This is a genomic window from Pantoea sp. XAF26B01_ASV70, assembly GCF_054512635.1.
The window spans coordinates 100,010-116,354 of sequence record NZ_JBTNCJ010000004.1; the positions used below are offsets into that span (position 1 = coordinate 100,010).

Annotated in this window: 14 protein-coding genes; 6 read left to right on the plus strand and 8 right to left on the minus strand. The window is 51.4% G+C overall.

All coding sequences use genetic code 11. The features are described 5' to 3' along the window. Position 1: 1 nt before the first annotated feature. Entirely contained in the window at positions 2–1,138 is a 1,137-nt protein-coding gene (gene arnB, locus ACX8ZY_RS23765; protein ID WP_421665559.1) for a UDP-4-amino-4-deoxy-L-arabinose aminotransferase, read from the minus strand. Between the two features lie 696 nt (positions 1,139–1,834). Between arnB and ACX8ZY_RS23770 the strand changes: the two genes are divergently transcribed. Then, positions 1,835–2,413, plus strand: coding sequence for a YceI family protein (locus tag ACX8ZY_RS23770; protein ID WP_033774155.1), 579 nt, complete (start codon positions 1,835–1,837; stop codon positions 2,411–2,413). Between the two features lie 22 nt (positions 2,414–2,435). Here ACX8ZY_RS23770 and ACX8ZY_RS23775 read toward each other — a convergent pair whose 3' ends face one another. The 4 genes from ACX8ZY_RS23775 to ACX8ZY_RS23790 form a co-directional block, all read right to left on the minus strand. Continuing rightward, positions 2,436–3,221: an anti-sigma factor family protein gene (locus ACX8ZY_RS23775; RefSeq protein ID WP_158132480.1), complete on the minus strand. Its 786-nt coding sequence runs from the start codon at positions 3,219–3,221 to the stop codon at positions 2,436–2,438. After that, entirely contained in the window at positions 3,218–3,667 is a 450-nt protein-coding gene (locus ACX8ZY_RS23780; protein ID WP_010671904.1) for a sigma-70 family RNA polymerase sigma factor, read from the minus strand. Before ACX8ZY_RS23780 ends, ACX8ZY_RS23775 begins: the two co-directional genes overlap by 4 nt. Positions 3,668–3,754: 87 nt before the next feature. Then, positions 3,755–4,291, minus strand: coding sequence for a tetratricopeptide repeat protein (locus tag ACX8ZY_RS23785; protein WP_158132481.1), 537 nt, complete (start codon positions 4,289–4,291; stop codon positions 3,755–3,757). A gap of 144 nt (positions 4,292–4,435) precedes the next feature. Then, complete coding sequence (locus tag ACX8ZY_RS23790) at positions 4,436–5,449, minus strand: Gfo/Idh/MocA family oxidoreductase (RefSeq protein WP_158132482.1); 1,014 nt, start codon at positions 5,447–5,449, stop codon at positions 4,436–4,438. A 107-nt stretch (positions 5,450–5,556) separates the two neighbouring features. On the opposite strand from ACX8ZY_RS23790, the gene ACX8ZY_RS23795 reads away from it, so the two are divergent. The 3 genes from ACX8ZY_RS23795 to ACX8ZY_RS23805 all read left to right on the plus strand — a co-directional run bounded on the left by ACX8ZY_RS23795 (position 5,557) and on the right by ACX8ZY_RS23805 (position 8,051). Next, on the plus strand, positions 5,557–6,567 hold the full coding sequence (locus tag ACX8ZY_RS23795; RefSeq protein WP_050680230.1) for a LacI family DNA-binding transcriptional regulator: 1,011 nt from the start codon (positions 5,557–5,559) through the stop codon (positions 6,565–6,567). A gap of 602 nt (positions 6,568–7,169) precedes the next feature. Further along, positions 7,170–7,613 (plus strand): PACE efflux transporter, encoded by a 444-nt coding sequence (locus ACX8ZY_RS23800; RefSeq protein ID WP_158132483.1) that lies wholly within the window; start codon positions 7,170–7,172, stop codon positions 7,611–7,613. Between the two features lie 234 nt (positions 7,614–7,847). Continuing rightward, on the plus strand, positions 7,848–8,051 hold the full coding sequence (locus ACX8ZY_RS23805) for an Hha/YmoA family nucleoid-associated regulatory protein (protein ID WP_010257166.1): 204 nt from the start codon (positions 7,848–7,850) through the stop codon (positions 8,049–8,051). Positions 8,052–8,588: 537 nt separating this feature from the next. Here the strand turns inward: ACX8ZY_RS23805 and ACX8ZY_RS23810 are convergent. Further along, a complete protein-coding gene (locus ACX8ZY_RS23810; protein WP_244213019.1) occupies positions 8,589–8,801 on the minus strand; it encodes a putative hemolysin in 213 nt (70 codons plus the stop codon). A 658-nt stretch (positions 8,802–9,459) separates the two neighbouring features. Between ACX8ZY_RS23810 and ACX8ZY_RS23815 the strand changes: the two genes are divergently transcribed. Together ACX8ZY_RS23815 and ACX8ZY_RS23820 are read left to right on the plus strand one after the other, a co-directional pair. Next, on the plus strand, positions 9,460–12,333 hold the full coding sequence (locus ACX8ZY_RS23815; RefSeq protein ID WP_425021106.1) for an autotransporter outer membrane beta-barrel domain-containing protein: 2,874 nt from the start codon (positions 9,460–9,462) through the stop codon (positions 12,331–12,333). Positions 12,334–12,372: 39 nt separating this feature from the next. Further along, complete coding sequence (locus ACX8ZY_RS23820) at positions 12,373–12,690, plus strand: NirD/YgiW/YdeI family stress tolerance protein (protein ID WP_033760000.1); 318 nt, start codon at positions 12,373–12,375, stop codon at positions 12,688–12,690. Positions 12,691–12,752: 62 nt separating this feature from the next. On the opposite strand, the gene ACX8ZY_RS23825 is transcribed toward ACX8ZY_RS23820, so the two are convergent. Together ACX8ZY_RS23825 and ACX8ZY_RS23830 are read right to left on the minus strand one after the other, a co-directional pair. Then, positions 12,753–13,997 (minus strand): HlyD family type I secretion periplasmic adaptor subunit, encoded by a 1,245-nt coding sequence (locus ACX8ZY_RS23825; protein ID WP_010257175.1) that lies wholly within the window; start codon positions 13,995–13,997, stop codon positions 12,753–12,755. Then, entirely contained in the window at positions 13,994–16,270 is a 2,277-nt protein-coding gene (locus ACX8ZY_RS23830) for a type I secretion system permease/ATPase (RefSeq protein ID WP_158601662.1), read from the minus strand. The genes ACX8ZY_RS23825 and ACX8ZY_RS23830 overlap by 4 nt, the downstream gene beginning before the upstream one ends. Between the last annotated feature and the right edge of the window lie 75 nt (positions 16,271–16,345).

Consider the following 16,345-nt stretch of genomic DNA (forward strand, 5'->3'; position numbering starts at 1 on the left):
CTCAGGCTCCGGCAATGTCATGTAAAGCCTGAATCACACGTTCGACATCCTGATCCGTCATTGACGCAAACAGTGGAATCGAACACATCTGCTGGCTGTTAAGTTCACTGGCGGGAAGACGTAAATCGGGATAGTGCTCGCGATAATATTTATGGGTATGCGCCGCACGGAAATGCAATCCGCTGCCGATATCCCGCGTCTTCAGTGCCTGCATAAAGGCATCGCGCGACAGACCGCAGCGCTGTTCATCAATGCGAATAATAAACAGGTGCCACGCATGCTGATGTGGCCAGGCGGGCAGTGACAGCGGCGTGAACGGCAGCGTGCGCAGCGCTTCAAGATAGCGTTCAGCAATCTCACGGCGGCGGGCAATAAAGCCCGGCAGTTTCTGTAACTGCACCAGCGCAATCGCCGCGCTGATATCGGGCAGATTATATTTAAAGCCCGGCATCATGACTTCCGCCTGCGGCAGACGCCCCTGGGTATGACGATCAAACGCATCCACCGCCAGGCCATGAAACTTCAGGCTGCGTATACGATCGGCGAGAGTGGCGTCATCGGTCACCACCAGGCCCCCTTCCGCGCAGGTGATATTCTTGATGGCGTGGAAAGAGAAAATCGCCGTACCACGATGCCCGATCGGTTTTTGGTGATATGTGGTGCCCACCGCGTGAGCCGCATCTTCAATAATGGCAATCCCACGCTGCTCAGCCAGTTGATAGATTGACGCGAGATCGGCAGGTGCACCAGCGTAATGCACCGGAATAATCGCGCGGGTGCGGGGCGTAATCGCCTGCGCTATCCGGTCCGGCGTGACCATCAGGTTGTCGGGATCCACATCAATCATCACCGGCGTGGCACCCAGAAGCGTGATCAGGTTCAGGGTAGAGACCCAGGTCATGGACGGCGTGATCACCTCATCGCCAGGCCCGATCCCCATCGCCATCAGCGTGACATGCATTCCGGCAGTGGCAGAGCTTACTGCAATGGCGTGCTGGTTGCCGGTCATCTGAACAAAGGCCTGCTCCAGTTCGGCGCATTTTGCCCCGGTCGTTATCCAGCCAGAGTCAAATACCGCTTTAACAGCAGCCAGCTCTTCATCACCGAATGAAGGCCGGGAAAATGGCAAAAAATCCATGCTAAAACTCCTGCAGATCAAACCCATAAGCTGTCGCGCGTTGTTAATCAGGCACAACGCCAGAAAATAATTGAAATAGCGAATGACTCACAGTCGGCCAGGGTGTTATCGACACCACGCTTTCCCGTTCTGGAATTAAGGTTACCGGACTGCTAATACAAACTACCGTATGAAAGTTAACTGAACATTAAATGAAGAGTGTGAATTTAAATAAAATCAAGGGAGAGCAAGTTAAGGATTTCAGAAAAAGTTCACTATTAAATGGCTAATAATAGCTCTGGCCTCAACTCTTTTTGATTTATTGATATTTTGTTTAAAATCAGCAGGCTCTGTCAGTCACCAGAGCAGGGTTCAGCTCATCCGGATGAAGTCACTTCTGGAGAGGAAAATTAACACGCTGATATTGCTGGGCTAAATTCAGCCTGCTACTCACAGTATCACATCGAAAAAATAGCGCTCCGCTCATATCAGGAGAATCACAGATTAATAAAGCCGTCTTAATGTATTCTTAATATTTTTCGTTATTAATGTTCTGCCCTTGCAATAATCATTACACTTTGGTGATTCTCAGGTGACAGTCAGTTAATATCTGTCAGATTATCTGTGCCTGTAAGGTAAAAACAGTGCTAAAAAAAGTGAATAGGATCGCGGTTTCAGGCGTTAACGTTGGGTCTGCCTAAAAAAGAGAAAATAGTGATGATGCGTGCCGCCTGTTTATGCACTCTGTTAGCCCTGCTCAGCCCGGTGCTTTACGCCGCGCCGGTAACCTATGCCATTACCCCCGATAAAACGTCGATAGGCCTTTCATGGCGCGCCTTTGGTCACCAATTTTCGCAGGCCAGACTGCAGGGTGTGACCGGTACGGTGACACTCAATCCTGATGAAGACCGTGACGATCATATTGAAGTGACTATTCCGGTAGGGACGCTGGTGGCCTCGAACAGCCTGTTAACCTGGCAACTGAAAAGTAACCTGTTTTTTGATGCAGAGCGTTACCCAAACATTCACTTTGTCAGTAGTCGCGTGGCCTCACTGGGTGGCGGCAATTATCGTATTTTTGGTGTGCTGACGGTTAAAAATGTCAGCCGGCCAGTCGTGATGCTGGCCTCGCTGGACAGCGGAAAGACAATTGATCCGGCTTCAGGTTCGCTGGCGCTACATGCCTCCACCGCCATCTCCCGCTCAGCCTTCGGAATGGATCGGCTGGTCGGGGTGGTTGATGATCGCGTCAACATTGCGCTGGCCATTGCCGCGCAGGGCAGAAAGCCGCTGTAGCGGTAACCGCTGAAGGGTCCGATTAACTTAGTGCTGTCTGCAATGTTTCCGCTGTGGCAGCCAGTTGAGCCGGTGGGTTGCGGCCAATCAGCACATATTGATAGCCGTCACGCTTCCACCAGGCCAGTTGCATGCCATGGCGCTTTTCATGGGCGATGGGATTCGCGCTGTCCGGCTCAGGCGAGATACAGAGCGCCATCGGGCCATAATCAGCATGCAGCCAGGCGATTTGTGCAATCGACGTCCGTTCGTAGCGCAGGATCCGCACCATTTTCAGTTCAGCCCCTGGCAGGCTGAGTTGCTGTTGATGCAGCTGCAATCCTAAATCGAGTCGGGTACGGTCCAGCCCCCTTTGCAGCATGGCGGCGTCATTAGGTGTGTCGGCCAGCGTTTCAGCACTGTAGAGCGACATATAACGCGCCTCCAGATCGCGGATATTCTGGCTTTCATCTTTCTCATCATCTTCCGGTCTTGCCAGGAAACCGATGCTGCTGCCCACCAGCAAAAAGCTGACAGACGCAGCAATCAGTGCCCGACGGCTGTAGCCTTTGGCTGGCATTGACTCTGGTGCCGTGATGGCTGCCAGTTGCTGTGCCATTCTGGCCTGCGGTGCCTGTTCCAGCAGCGGCGCAAAAGCCTGTTCAAAATCGAGATTACTTTGCTGTAAATGCTCAACCCGTGCCGCCAGTTCGGGATCCCCTGCCATCGCCTGCTCAAACTGTACGGCTTCCTGTGGCGTCATCTCACCATCCAGCCAGGCAACGATTGCCTCATCGCGCCACGGTGGCGTAAAAGTTTCCCTGTTCATCTCCGTTTCTCCTGCGGTGCGGGCGAGGTCGCCGGCTGTCTGGCCAGCGTGGCACGTGCGGCGGCCAGACGGCTCATAATAGTGCCAATCGGAACGGAGAGCGTCTCTGCCGCCTCCTGATAGGTCAGACCTTCGACATACACCAGAAACAGCGCATTACGCTGGGCCTCGGGTAAGGCGTTAACCTGTAACATAATGCGCTGGAAATGGCGGTGGTCGTCGCTGGTGGCGTGGTTATCTGCGGCCAGCAGCGCATCGGGATCCACGAATCCCTGTCCCTGCCGGACCTTTCGCGCCCGTAAATCACTGGCCCAGATGGAATGAAGGATCGAAAAAAGCCATCGATCAATGCGTGTGCCCGGCGTGAACTGCGCGCTGCGTTCCAGCGCGCGTACGCAGGTTGACTGCACCAGCTCTTCTGCCATGTCACGGTTGTGTGACAGCACATAGCCATAACGCCAGAGCCGCGTCAGATGTTCCGCAAGGTGCTGACGGATGTCACTGTGAGTGATTTTTCGCTCCTCCCTTCCGCATCAGACCTCGGGGTGGCCATTGATTGCGGCCTGCAGATCGCGATATTCCTCGCAGTCTGTGCCACAAATCCCGGCAATGGTTTTTAACTGTTCACGCGCCAGATCCGGACGCCCTTTGATCATCCAGGCTTCGCCCAGATATTCACGCACTTTAGCGTAACGGGGATCAAGTGCAATGGCGCGCTGATAATAGCCAATGCCCTCGTCCGTGCGGCCCAGTTTACGGGTGGCGTAACCACGATAGTTCCAGGCTTCACGGGTATCCTGATTTTTCAGCGTATCCAGCACGTTCAGCGCCGCCTGATATTCGCCCTTTTTCGCCAGATGCCAGGCATAGCGGGTTTTATCGTCGTCACTCAGCTTGCTGGTCTTCTCAGGCACACAACTTTTAGTTTGACTGTCATAGACCTGACCTTTGGGGCAGTCAGGCGTCTTTTTATCACTGTCATTGTCGCCCATCGCCATACTCAGCGGAGAGTGCAGCATCAGCAGCAGTGCCGGAACGGCAAGCAGAGAAAAACCAGAACGCGTTGTCATAATTTATCCTTATCGGGTCTGTGAGGCAGGCAATAAAACCCACCGGATGCAGTCCGCTAGCGCGGCGCTGTACGGTAAACAGCTCAGCGCCGGTTTCTATTCGATAAAAATAAAATTATTTCTTTGCCAGGGTGCCACGCTGAATCAAAACAGCAGTTTTTCCACCGCACAGAAACGCCGTTCCGCCAGGGAGATCACCGCAGCTTCCGCAATCGCCTGGGCTTTCAGTCCATCCTCAAGGCCAGGAAGATCGTCAACCTGCTCACCGTTCAGCGATCGGATAAACGCATCCAGATGAGCATAGTAAGTTGGCTGCACCCGGCTGAACCAGTCGGGCAACAAGCCTGGCTGCTGAATCTGCGCACCCTGATAGCAGCTGACGCCGCGCTGTGGCTGAGAGGCTGATTCCAGCATCCCGTGCGGTCCCATCACACTGATGCGTTCATCGTAGCCATAGCCGGTGCGGCGGACATTATCGAGCTGTGCCAGCGCCCCGCCCTGCAGCCGCAATAGCAGCGTGCTGGTGTCCACGTCGTCAAATTCGCTGATCGAGGGCAGAGCCAGCGCTGCACCCATCGCTGCCACCTCGGTCACCTCCTCTTCAGTCAGCCAGCGCAGCAGGTCAAAAAAGTGGATAGCCTGATCGCGCATTTGCCCGCCGGACGCCTGAAGATAGGCCAGCGGCGGCATGGCTGAGGAGCGGCAGACCATCTGAATCAGTTCCGCCGGGCCGATCCGCCCCTGGCGGAGTTGTTGCTTCAGCTGCTGATGGCTGACATCAAAACGGCGATTAAACCCTACTGTGACCGGCACGTTGTAGGGGAGAACATTAGCCACGGCAGAGCGGGCCCGCTCAAGAGAGAGATCGACCGGTTTTTCACAGTAGATGGCTTTACCGGCGCGGGCTGCGGCTTCCAGTAAGTCAGCATGGGTCGGCGTCGCGCTGGCGATCAGCACCATATCAATCTGCTCATCATTTATCGCCTCGGTGACAGACGCGGCCCGGGCACCAAAGCGGGTCGCAAAGGCGGCGGCGCGCGCGGGATCTGCATCCGCGACCCATACCAACTCAACTCCGGGGTGCGCCTGAAGATTCGCGGCATGAACTTCACCAATAAAGCCACACCCCAGCAGGGCAACACGTTGCTTTTTATTCATTTTTTGAACTCCATCATAGTCCGGCAGAAAGATGCATCTGCAGGATAACGCTGCGTTTTACACTGGCGGCACGGTGTTTTGAGGTGTTTACCTCAGAGGAGATCGGCATGTCGCTGAAAGAGGTCGCCCGACGGGCAGGTGTGGGACTGGCAACCGTGGATCGGGTGCTCAATGAACGTGGCGGCGTCGCGCCGGAGACGGTTCACAGGGTGCTGCAGGCAGCACGTGAAGTCGGGCTGAAGCGGATCCTGCCGGAGGAGCATCGTCATCCTTGGCAGATAGAACTGCTGCTGAGCAGCAACGATTCGTTTTTCTTTAAGCAGCTGGCACAGGATTTTACCGAGGTTGCCTCGCATCTGGGCTATCGCCGGTTAACGCTGCGCCGCACTTTTGTCCCCGAAGCTCAGCCAGAACGACTGGCAAAGCTTATCAGGCAGGGCGGTGAAACGCGGGATGGTCTGATCGTTTTTGCCCATGAACATCCGGCAATCTATGAGGCGCTGGACCATTGCCAGGCGCGTGGCGTACCGGTGATCTCGCTGGTCACCGATTTACCCGGTGCCGCCCGGCTCTGTCATGTGGGGATCAATCAGTTGCAGGCCGGACGTACAGCCGCTCAGCTGATGGGCAAAATGCTGCATCAACCCGGTGAGGTGTTGATGGTCAGTGGGCACCGGGATTACAGCGCGCATCGTCAGCGTATTGAAGGGTTTCGTGACCTGATAACCAGTCGGTTTCCCCATCTTCAGTTACGTGAAGTTCTGGCCGCCCAGGAAAATCGCGACACCCTCAGTAAGTTGCTGGAGAAGCAGCTGGTTCAGAGCGGTCATCTGCAGGGCATTTATAACACCGGGCTGGGGAATACCGAGATCGGGCAGGCGCTGGCACGACATCGTCGGCTGAATCAGTGCATCTGGATCACTCATGAGCTTTACGCCACCACCCGCACGCTGATGGCGCAGCAGAGCGTTGCGCTGACACTGGATCAAAACACCCGGCAGCATGCCCAGCTCGCGCTGCAGCTGATGCTGAATTATCTGGAGCAGGGAGAGAAACCCGATATCTACATTAACGGAAAAGTGGATTTCATCATTTATACGGCAGAAAACTGTCTGTAAAGATTGCCCGTTGTGTCATATCCACCGGTAAAGAAATATGCTTTACCTGCCGTCGATCATTGCATTCAGCACTATTTCCCGCGCGAGACAGTGCCCGGGAAAGTGGCTCACTGGCTCAGAAGTGCATAGAAAATAGCCTGCCACAGATAATCTGATCGCAGTGACAAGCTGAAACCGCCCCTTTATGTCAGATAAAAAATCTAACTATCATCTAAATATTAAAATATAAATCTATATATGCATTTTTTATGGTTTTAATATTCAGATGCAGAGTGATGACGTTAATATCGTATCCGACTGAACAAACAGCGAAGTGAAACGGGTGAATTAATGTACGACAGAGGTGCGGAAACAGAGCAGGAATAACACTCGCTGTCCTGAACGGTTAACCATTAAAAGCGTACTTTGCAGAATTGATCAATATCAAAACTTAATGGGTTTTTATCGTCATATTTCTATTGGGTTTCACTTTCTGCCAGGTTGATGCTAAGTTCTCGTCGGTTTAAAACAGGGCAGTATGAAGAACCGTTTCACTGATATTACGGCCACCCTGAATTTTTCCTGCGCCAGTACGGTGCCTGACTAATTAATGAGCGTCTGATTTGGAAAAGTGTTTATATCCGGTGCGTACCAGAACTGAGAGAGTGCTGCACGCGGTGGTATTCGAAGTTGTCGCTAATGTGCTGGTTTTCTTTATCCTGATTATTTTTACCTCCGCAGCACCATCGCAGTCGTTGTTGCTTACATTGGTCTCATCGACTCTGGCTATGGGATGGAACTACCTGTTCAACCTGATGTTTGACAGTGTTCAGCTAAGAACAGGATTTAAAAAGAACTTGCGAATGAGATGCCTCCATGCCGTTCTGTTTGAGGCGGGTCTGTTATTAGTGTTAATCCCCTTTGCAGCATGGTGGCTGGATATTACGCTATTCTCAGCGTTGAGACTTGAATCCGGACTGATGCTATTTTTTCTGACCTATGCTTTTCTGTTCAATTTGTTATGGGATTGGGGAAGATCAGCAAAATCAATGAAGATATTAAATTAATGTATCATGCCATTAAAATTTACTTTCAGAAATTAACCTTTCGCTTAGCCGGCTAATGGAACTTCGCGTGCGAGTGATCGCGCCCGAATGTATCCGATGCGTAAGGAAACAAGTATATCTGGTGTCAGGAGCCGCTTACTCTCGCCTGGCAGCATTGATATAACGGCGCGTCTGCATAAATTAAGTTCAGACTGCGTATAAGCTCATTTCACAGGTTAAATCAGCAAGAATATTATGGACAAAGTCTACTATCTGAATAAGTTAAGGAACTGCCCGTCAACCGATATTCTGGATATCGTAACAAGCTATATGCGGAAAAAACTTCCTGGTGACGACCTCTCTTCATTTGAAGGCGCTTACGATCATCGTAAAGCCGAACTAATAATGAATGAAACCTACAGTGAAGTTCCTTCAGAAGTATGGAGACTGGTGTGCTGAGGCGAAAAAAGGAGGGCAGGATCACTCATAACCCATTATCTGCTGAGGGCTGATCACCCTGCAGATCATCAATTCCTGATAATCCTGGCGCGATGCATTTTGATCTCCGTCGGGCAGAATCGGTGAACAGATAAATCAGAGCATCACCTTTAGTGCTGTGATGCTCTGTCATTCTCAACAAACGCACGACATAAAGCGCTGTAAGAAATAGTAAGACAAACCTGCCAGACCACTGTAAACCGTTTTAAATATGACGCCAAAACTGGCTTCATCTGTCGTATTCAGAGAAAGCTCGTACTAATAATGCCTTCCGGACTCACACGACTACGATAATGATTATCTGTTCAGGCGATATGCTGCCAATATAGCTCATGATCCACCAGCACCGATCCCGGAACGGCAAATCGTGTCAGGGTGATAAAAAATCTGCTCAGTCGTTAACCAAGGATGTATTAAGCAGATTCAGATGATGCAATACCATTACTTTTAAATGTTGTTCGCCCAAACAGGGAGCATGCAGGCGAAAAAAACGGGAATTCATTTCAGATGGTCACGATGATACAGAGCCCACTGCTCAATCCTTTCTCCAGAGGGTAGCAGGCAATAGGTTGTTATACCTGCCGAAGATTTTTCCTGGACCTGCTGACCACCGCGATTAACGCAATATTCACTGGCTGGATTACGCATTGTTAAACGCTGCGGTTGTTTGCTGTGCGGTGTGCAGGCGATAAGTAGTGAAGCCAGTAACATCAGTGAAACTCCTGCTAACCTGTTTGTGACGGTCATAAAACCTCTCTTAACCTTATTTTTGTGAATTAAGCATTTACCCTCCAGTGGTGTGATTAAGTCTGATAGCACAACAACGACTTTATCAGGAATCCTCCTTTCTCCTGCCACATGTTAACCTCAGGGGTGACAATCATCATATTTCCATTCTGCCGTCCACTCTGAACTCACCACTGCGGGTAGCGATACATAATTATAGCGTGCTGCCACTAAACCCGCGCTTAACAACCTCACGCGACACATAAGCAGATAGACCTTTAATGCAGTGATTAAAAAATGAATAAAGCCAAAATTAGAATGCATGTGAAGATAATTAACAAAAACCCCATTATTACAATCGATGCATTATCTTAATTTTTAATGGAAATTCCTCGCGAATAGGGCATCGCCTTTAACGTTTACTTAAAACAGGCACACTTGCGATGCCTTTACATAAATCCTTTTCCCGCTGCATAATCCCGCAACATTTGTATGTGCACTGCCATTAATGGGTTCAATAAAACCTACAACTTATTGGTATCGCTTAAATATCGCTGCTGCTTAACACCTGAATAACAACTCACGATTCAGGTGCCATTTAACGATCAGACTATCAATAAAATCTTAAGGAAGAGTGACTGAGATGAATAATAAATTCCCGCGAAATAAAATCGCAAAAGCATTAATGCTGGCAAGTGGGATGGGGGTTGTGCCTCTGATTAGCTATGCTGCAGTCATCGGAAGCCAGACAGGCAATGAGATCATCTTAACTGATGGCACCACGCTGATTGCCGACCAGTCATCTGGCGACGGTTATTATGGCATCCTGGTTAATGGCGCTACCGCCGCAACGGTTACCATCGGCAGCGGCAGCACAGTTCGCGTGTCAGATGCTGAACGTTATGCAAAAGGGATTTTTATTGAAGCGGCAAACAGTGAATTTACTGCAGATAAGTTAACCCTCAACGTTTCCGGTAAAACAGCGGTCGGCATTGAGTTCGGCGGAAAAAATGTAACCGCCAGTTTAGGATCAGGTTCCTCGGTCACCACGGTAGCATCAGGTGATTCTTTCGCAGAGGGCGTCGTTGTCAGCAATAGTTCCTCGCTGCAGGCAAACAACCTGCAAATAAGCACCCAGGGCACTGGCGGAACGGCTCTGCGCGTCAGCGGTTACGGAAGTCACGCCAGTCTGGGCGACGACAGTAATTTACAGACGAATGGTCTTAACAGTAATGCCGTTCAGGTTGATAACCTGACCGGTGAGTCGATTAATGGCGTGGCCACGTTGAAAGCAAATGCATTGACGATCAACACCCTTGGCAATAATTCGCAGGGTATTAATATCCAGGATAATGGTTCGGTTGATCTGGGCAGCAACTCGACCATTATTACCACTGGGGATCTTTCTGCTGGCATCTGGAGCTGGGGTGAGCTGAAGGCCGATCATCTGACAATCAGTACTGCGGGTGAGACCTCTGCAGGTCTGTCAGGCCGTGACAACAGCCTGTCAAACATTGGTGCCGGTAGCGTGATCTCCTCTGATCAGACTGGCGGCATTGTGGCTATGGGCGACAATGCCATCGTTAACTTCATTGGCAGTGAAGAAGAACGCAATACGGTCTATTCAGCAGGTTTTTATGGCGTATCCGCACAGTCAACCGGCGCAACCATTAATCTGCAGAACACCGATATTATGATGAAAAATGTGGATACCATGACCCTGGGTATTTGGTCCACAAGCGGTGGCACAGTTAACGGTGATGCAATGACCATTACCGGTCCGGAGAATGCCACAGGTGTCTTCGCCATGGCTGGTGGTAAAGCGAATCTTACGGGTGATCTGACCATTGATATGGGCTCTCCGAATGGGATAGCCATGGCTACGCAATATGATGATGGTTATGCAGCAGGTGTCATCACCACCGACGGAAAAGCGCAGATCGTTGGTAGCGTTTTATCCCGGGCCGGACTCATCGACCTCAATCTGACATCAGGTTCACTCTGGTCTGGCAGCGCCAGCAGCGATAACGTCAATAATGGCCATCTGAACGTTAATCTGACCGAAAGCACCTGGAATGTATCGCGAACATCCAATGTCGATAATCTGACATTGAGTAACTCGCTGGTTGACCTCTCTGCAGCCTCGGATGACGCAACCTATTCAACATTGACTATCGCCAACCTCAGCGGCAGCGGCGACTTCGCCTTGCGCACCAATCTGGCAGGCGATGGTGCTGGCGTGAATAACATTGGCGATAAAGTTGTGGTGACAGAGAGTAGTTCCGGTGATTACGGTCTGACCATACAGAACCGCGGCAGTGCCGTCACCACTGGCAACGAAGTACTGACTGTGGTTGAAACGACTGATGGCATCGCCACCTTTAAAGGCAACGCCGACGTGGAACTTGGTGGCTATGTTTACTCGGTCAATAAGCAAGGCAACAACTGGGTACTCTCCTCACCTAAAGCACCAGAAACCCCTGAAGCAGATGATCCGGCCGTTATCCCTGCGAATGAGCCTGCCGCGACTCCTGCTAATGAGCCTGCCGCGACTCCAGCCGATAACGGTGGCACGGCGCCTGCCGGGCAAGACAACGCAACTTCCCCCATTACCAGCACGGCCAACGCAGGGGCTAACTTCCTCAACACTGGCTATCTGATGAACTATGCCGAAATGCAGACGCTGATGCAGCGTATGGGTGATGTTCGTCAGGGGAAGACAGCCGGAAATGTCTGGCTGCGCGCTATAGATGGACGGTTCAGCGGCTTTGATAATGGCAAGCTGAGCCGTTTCAGCCTGAACTACACTGGTTATCAGTTTGGGGTCGATAAACGTTTGTCCGATGAAATTCCGATCTATCTGGGCCTGTTCATGGGGGTAACTGAAGGATCGCCTCATTACCAAAATGGTAACGGCAACATCCGTTCTGAGCATTATGGCTTCTACACCACCTGGGTAAATGATGCCGGTTTCTATGTTGATGGCGTTGTGAAAGTCAATCGGCTGAGGAATCAGTTCAATGTTCACGATACACAGAATAACCAGGTATCCGGTAACGGTGTCTCTTCAGGTCTGAGCGGATCGCTTGAGGCGGGCAAAAAGTTCAGCTTCTCTGATCGGCTGGCAGGTTTTTATCTTGAACCGCAACTACAGCTGACAGCAGGTCATCAGGATGGTGCTTCCGTAGGTGCGTCTAATGGTCTCAATATCACACTTTCAAGCTACAAATCACTGATGAGCCGGGCAAGCGTGCTGGCAGGGTATGAAATCAATCAGAGCAATTACAAACTCAACACCTATGTAAAAACGGGTGTAATGCGCGAGTATGCCGGGGATGCTGCTTATGCTCTGAACGGATCAAATGAACGTCTTTCCTTTAAAGGAAATGGCTGGAATAACGGCGTCGGCCTGAGTGCCCAAATCAGCAGCCATACGCTCTTCCTGGAGGCAGATATGGTAGACGGAAAACGTTTTAACCAACGTCAGGTTAATGCTGGCTACCGTTTTAGTTTTTAGAATCAGCGTGCAGCAAGCGCTCGTATACAGGAGGTGTTAATGAAAAAAACATTATGGATGCTGCTGGCCTTGATCTGCTCAGGATCCGCTTTCGCACGGCAGGAGTCCACCATCGCAGAAGCAAAAAACATGCGAGACGAACGTCATGTTACCCTTACCGGTACGATTAGTGGACGGGCTGACGATGACCACTACTGGTTACAGGACTCAACGGGTCGTATCCGTATTGATGTCGACGAGGATGACGAAGACGACGACGGCTTCCTTATTGGTAAAAAGGTACGGATAACGGGTGAGGTAGATCGCGATGACGGGCATAGCGAAATCGATGTTGATCGGCTCTTCATTCTGAAATAATTCCGGACTTCTGTGTAAAAAAGCCAGCTAAAGCGCTGGCTTTTTTACATTCAGGGCAGGTTTTACTTTTCGCGAAACGCTTCCTGTACGCGCAACAGAGGACGCAACAGATATTGCAGCAGGCTCTTCTCGCCCGTACGAATATCAACGGTGGCCGTCATACCGGGAATCACCCGTAGTTCCTGACTGCCGCTTTTCGTCAGCGTATTATTTTCCGTTAATACCATCACCCGGTAATAAGTATCATCGACGCCTGGCCTGCGGGCAGCTTTACTCTCCTCATCTTTTAGCGCGCCCGAACTGATACTTTGAACATGTCCGGTCAGGCCGCCATAAATCGAATAGTCATAGGCAGAAATTTTTACCACAGCTTCCTGACCGGGCGCCAGAAAAGCCACATCAGAGGGCCGGATACGGGTTTCCACCAGCAGCTGGTCATCCAATGGTGTCACCTCCATTATTGCGGCACCAGGCTGGATCACACCGCCAAGCGTATTGATTTTAATACTGTTAACAATGCCTCGTACTGGCGTGCGGACTTCAGTACGCTCAAGCGTATCATGGCGGCCATGGGCAGTTTCCTGCAGGCTTGTCATCTCAACATCGACTTTGGACAGTTCATCGTTAGCCTCGTTACGGTAGCGGTTTTTTCGCTCGGTAATTTGCAATTCGGCATCATTCATCTGACGCTCAAGTTTCAGAACCTCAGTTTTTGACAGCAGCGATCTGGCTGAGAGCTGTCGCGCCATTTCAAGCTCTTTCTGCAGCAATGTTTTTGACTTCAGATAGCCTTCAATTGACTCATTTACCGCCCTTTTGCGTAGTTTCCAGGCATCGGTTTCACGGGTAACCAGTTCAGGTACTTTCATGACCTCTGGCGGGAACACAAGCTCGCTGCCGGTCGCTTCTGCTTCAAGACGCGCGGCCTGGGCTTTCAGTGCCAGCAGGCGGTTAGCGCTTTCGCGGAAGGAGGCTTCGGCGCGCGTGGGATCGATTTTGGCCACAACCTGACCTTTTTCAACCGTATCGCCTTCATGCACCATTAACTCCTGCAAAATACCGCCCTCAAGGCTTTGCAAAACCTGTTCGCGGGAACTGGGAACAATTTTGGCTGACCCGGTTGTCACCTCTTCGATGTTGAAATTGGCGGCCCAGACGATTACCAGCACCATTAACGCCACGCTGCCCCAGGCAATAAATAGCCAGCCTTCCCAGCGATCCTGACGGGCGGCCCTCACCATGTCACTGGCTGTATGTTCGGTCAGGCGCTTTTGATCAACGTTTTTATCAGGGGACAGGCTGCTCATACTGTTACCTCGCCAGATTGTGGCTGACGCTCTGTGCTTATCTCAACGCCAGCATGTTTCGCTGCGTTACGCAGCACCGATGCGGCCGGGATCTTCCCGCTGTTTAATAAACCGATAATCTCTTCACGCGGCCCATCAGCTACTTTGATGCCTTCATCCATCACAATCACCCGATCAACGTATTTCAGCACTGCCGGACGGTGGGTCACGATAATCACGGTTCGGCCTTCCATTGCCGGGATGAGCGCCTGCAGGATAGTGCGTTCCGACCCCATATCCATCCCCGATGTAGGTTCGTCCAGTAGCAGAACATCCGGATTCGACAGAATGGCGCGAGCCAGGGCTATCGCCTGCTTTTGTCCACCGGAAAAGTTTTCACCACGCTCACTGACAGGCATACCAAAGCCCATGGGATGGGCCGCGACAATATCACTCACCCCGGTCATTTTGGCAGCGGCCATCAGTTCTTCGTCGCTGGCATAGGGTGCTCCCATCACCAGGTTGTCACGCAGCGAACCATACATAAAACGTGGTTCCTGATTGACCAGCGCGATACGCGTCCGTAATTCCACCGGCTCGACCTGGCCTATATCTACGCCAGCAATGGTGATCGTGCCTGTTGTGGGTGGATATAGCCCAACCAGCATGCGCAGCAGCGAAGATTTACCGCTGCCCATTTTGCCCAGTATGGCAACCCGCTCGCCCTGACAGAACCGGACATCTAGCTGCTCAACGATGGCCGGTAAATCGTCTTTATAACGTAATGAAACGCCCTGACAGACAATCCCGGTCTGGCTGCCCTGGGGAAGCTGCACATAAACCTTCTCATTATCGCGTTCAGCAGGGGCCTGCATCACTTTATTGAGGATGGCCAGCGAGGTTTTTGCCTGCTGAATACGCAATCCCAGCGCGGCAAGCGTTGCTATGGGCATTATGGCGCGCCCCATCAGGGTCATCGTGGCAATGATGCCTCCCATTGAGATATCACCATCACCGACCAGATAAGCACCCCAGACCAGCAGAATAACGGTACCAAACTGCTGGGTCGTCTGAATGACGCTTGAGCCCATAGTGGCAAGGAACCGCGATTTCATATTCACTGCAGAGAGTTTTACGCTGGCAACATCGTGTTTAGAGGCGACCAGGTTTTCAGCACGCAGAACTTTAATGGTTTCAAGATTATCCAGTGATTCAATAACCAGACCGTAACGGTTACTGCCTATTTTCATTGACTCTTCAGCGTGGCGTTTCAAAGGGATCTGCATCAGCAGCACCATCGCCACGATGACCACTAATATCAGGATCACACACCAGACCAGTGGCCCGGCAACCAGATGGATTACAACCAGGAAGAGTAAAACAAAGGGTAAGTCAGCAACCGTCGTTAAAGCGGCTGACGTAGTAAGCTCGCGGACGCTGTCAAAGCTTTGCATGACATTGCCAAATGCACCGCTGGATTGGGCTCGACCCGACATTTTGCCGTTCAGCACGTGACGAAAAAGTTGTGCGCCCAACACCAGATCGATCTTTTTACCGGCGCGATCGGTAATCCAGGCCCGACCCAGCCGTGCAGCCAGTTCAAACAACAACGCCAGACTCACGCCGATAGCCATCGTCCAGAGTGTTACGTAGGTCTGGTTAGGCAGTACCCGGTTATAAACCGTCATGGTGAATACGGACATCGCCAGAACGAGCAGGTTAATAACGACTGACAATGCGGCGGCTTCAAAGATATAACGTTTGAATCCCCACAAAGTATTCCAGAACCAGTGCCCTTTACCGACATGGACAATGTCATCGGCACGATGATCAAGATAAGACTTAGGTCGCAGCAGCAGCAACTCGCCGCTATAGTGCTGAGCCAGGCGAGCGAAATCGACCTCAACAGGCTGGCTGCCCAGTGCGGGATCGATAATGGCGCACTTCTTTTCGCTACACTGTGTCAGCACGCAGTAGCCCGTTTCCAGACGCATGATGGCGGGGAGAACAAAGCTTTTCACATCCGTCAGGTCAATCTTCTGCCAGGCAGCACTCATGCCGCGGCTCTGCAGCGTGCGCAATGCCCAGTCATTCTGGGCGCTGATATCAGCGTCTGGTGGAAATGCAGGCATACCCACACGTAAAGCATTTAGCGTAAGCCGGACGTCAAACAGGCGCAGTGCGCTTTGCAGTGCAACCAGCAAAGTCTCCTGCGTATCTGATGGCGATCTGGATAACACTCTGTTTTCAGCATTCAGTTCAGAGCCAGCAGGCTCAAATTGTATATCAGTCACAATGGCGTCCCCTGGACAACTAATTCATTCTGGTCTGGCGGCAAAGCATGACAGCGGCCAGAAATACTCGTTTTT

Bases quoted from the DNA above. Each gene is read 5' to 3' on its own strand.
- arnB (WP_421665559.1), bottom strand. From the start codon at position 1,138: ATGGATTTTTTGCCATTTTCCCGGCCTTCATTCGGTGATGAAGAGCTG.
- ACX8ZY_RS23790 (WP_158132482.1), bottom strand. From the start codon at position 5,449: ATGAATAAAAAGCAACGTGTTGCCCTGCTGGGGTGTGGCTTTATTGGT.
- ACX8ZY_RS23820 (WP_033760000.1), top strand. From the start codon at position 12,373: ATGAAAAAAACATTATGGATGCTGCTGGCCTTGATCTGCTCAGGATCC.
- ACX8ZY_RS23825 (WP_010257175.1), bottom strand. From the start codon at position 13,997: ATGAGCAGCCTGTCCCCTGATAAAAACGTTGATCAAAAGCGCCTGACC.
- ACX8ZY_RS23815 (WP_425021106.1), top strand. From the start codon at position 9,460: ATGAATAATAAATTCCCGCGAAATAAAATCGCAAAAGCATTAATGCTG.
- ACX8ZY_RS23770 (WP_033774155.1), top strand. From the start codon at position 1,835: ATGATGCGTGCCGCCTGTTTATGCACTCTGTTAGCCCTGCTCAGCCCG.
- ACX8ZY_RS23785 (WP_158132481.1), bottom strand. From the start codon at position 4,291: ATGACAACGCGTTCTGGTTTTTCTCTGCTTGCCGTTCCGGCACTGCTG.
- ACX8ZY_RS23805 (WP_010257166.1), top strand. From the start codon at position 7,848: ATGGACAAAGTCTACTATCTGAATAAGTTAAGGAACTGCCCGTCAACC.
- ACX8ZY_RS23810 (WP_244213019.1), bottom strand. From the start codon at position 8,801: ATGTTACTGGCTTCACTACTTATCGCCTGCACACCGCACAGCAAACAA.
- ACX8ZY_RS23795 (WP_050680230.1), top strand. From the start codon at position 5,557: ATGTCGCTGAAAGAGGTCGCCCGACGGGCAGGTGTGGGACTGGCAACC.
- ACX8ZY_RS23775 (WP_158132480.1), bottom strand. From the start codon at position 3,221: ATGAACAGGGAAACTTTTACGCCACCGTGGCGCGATGAGGCAATCGTT.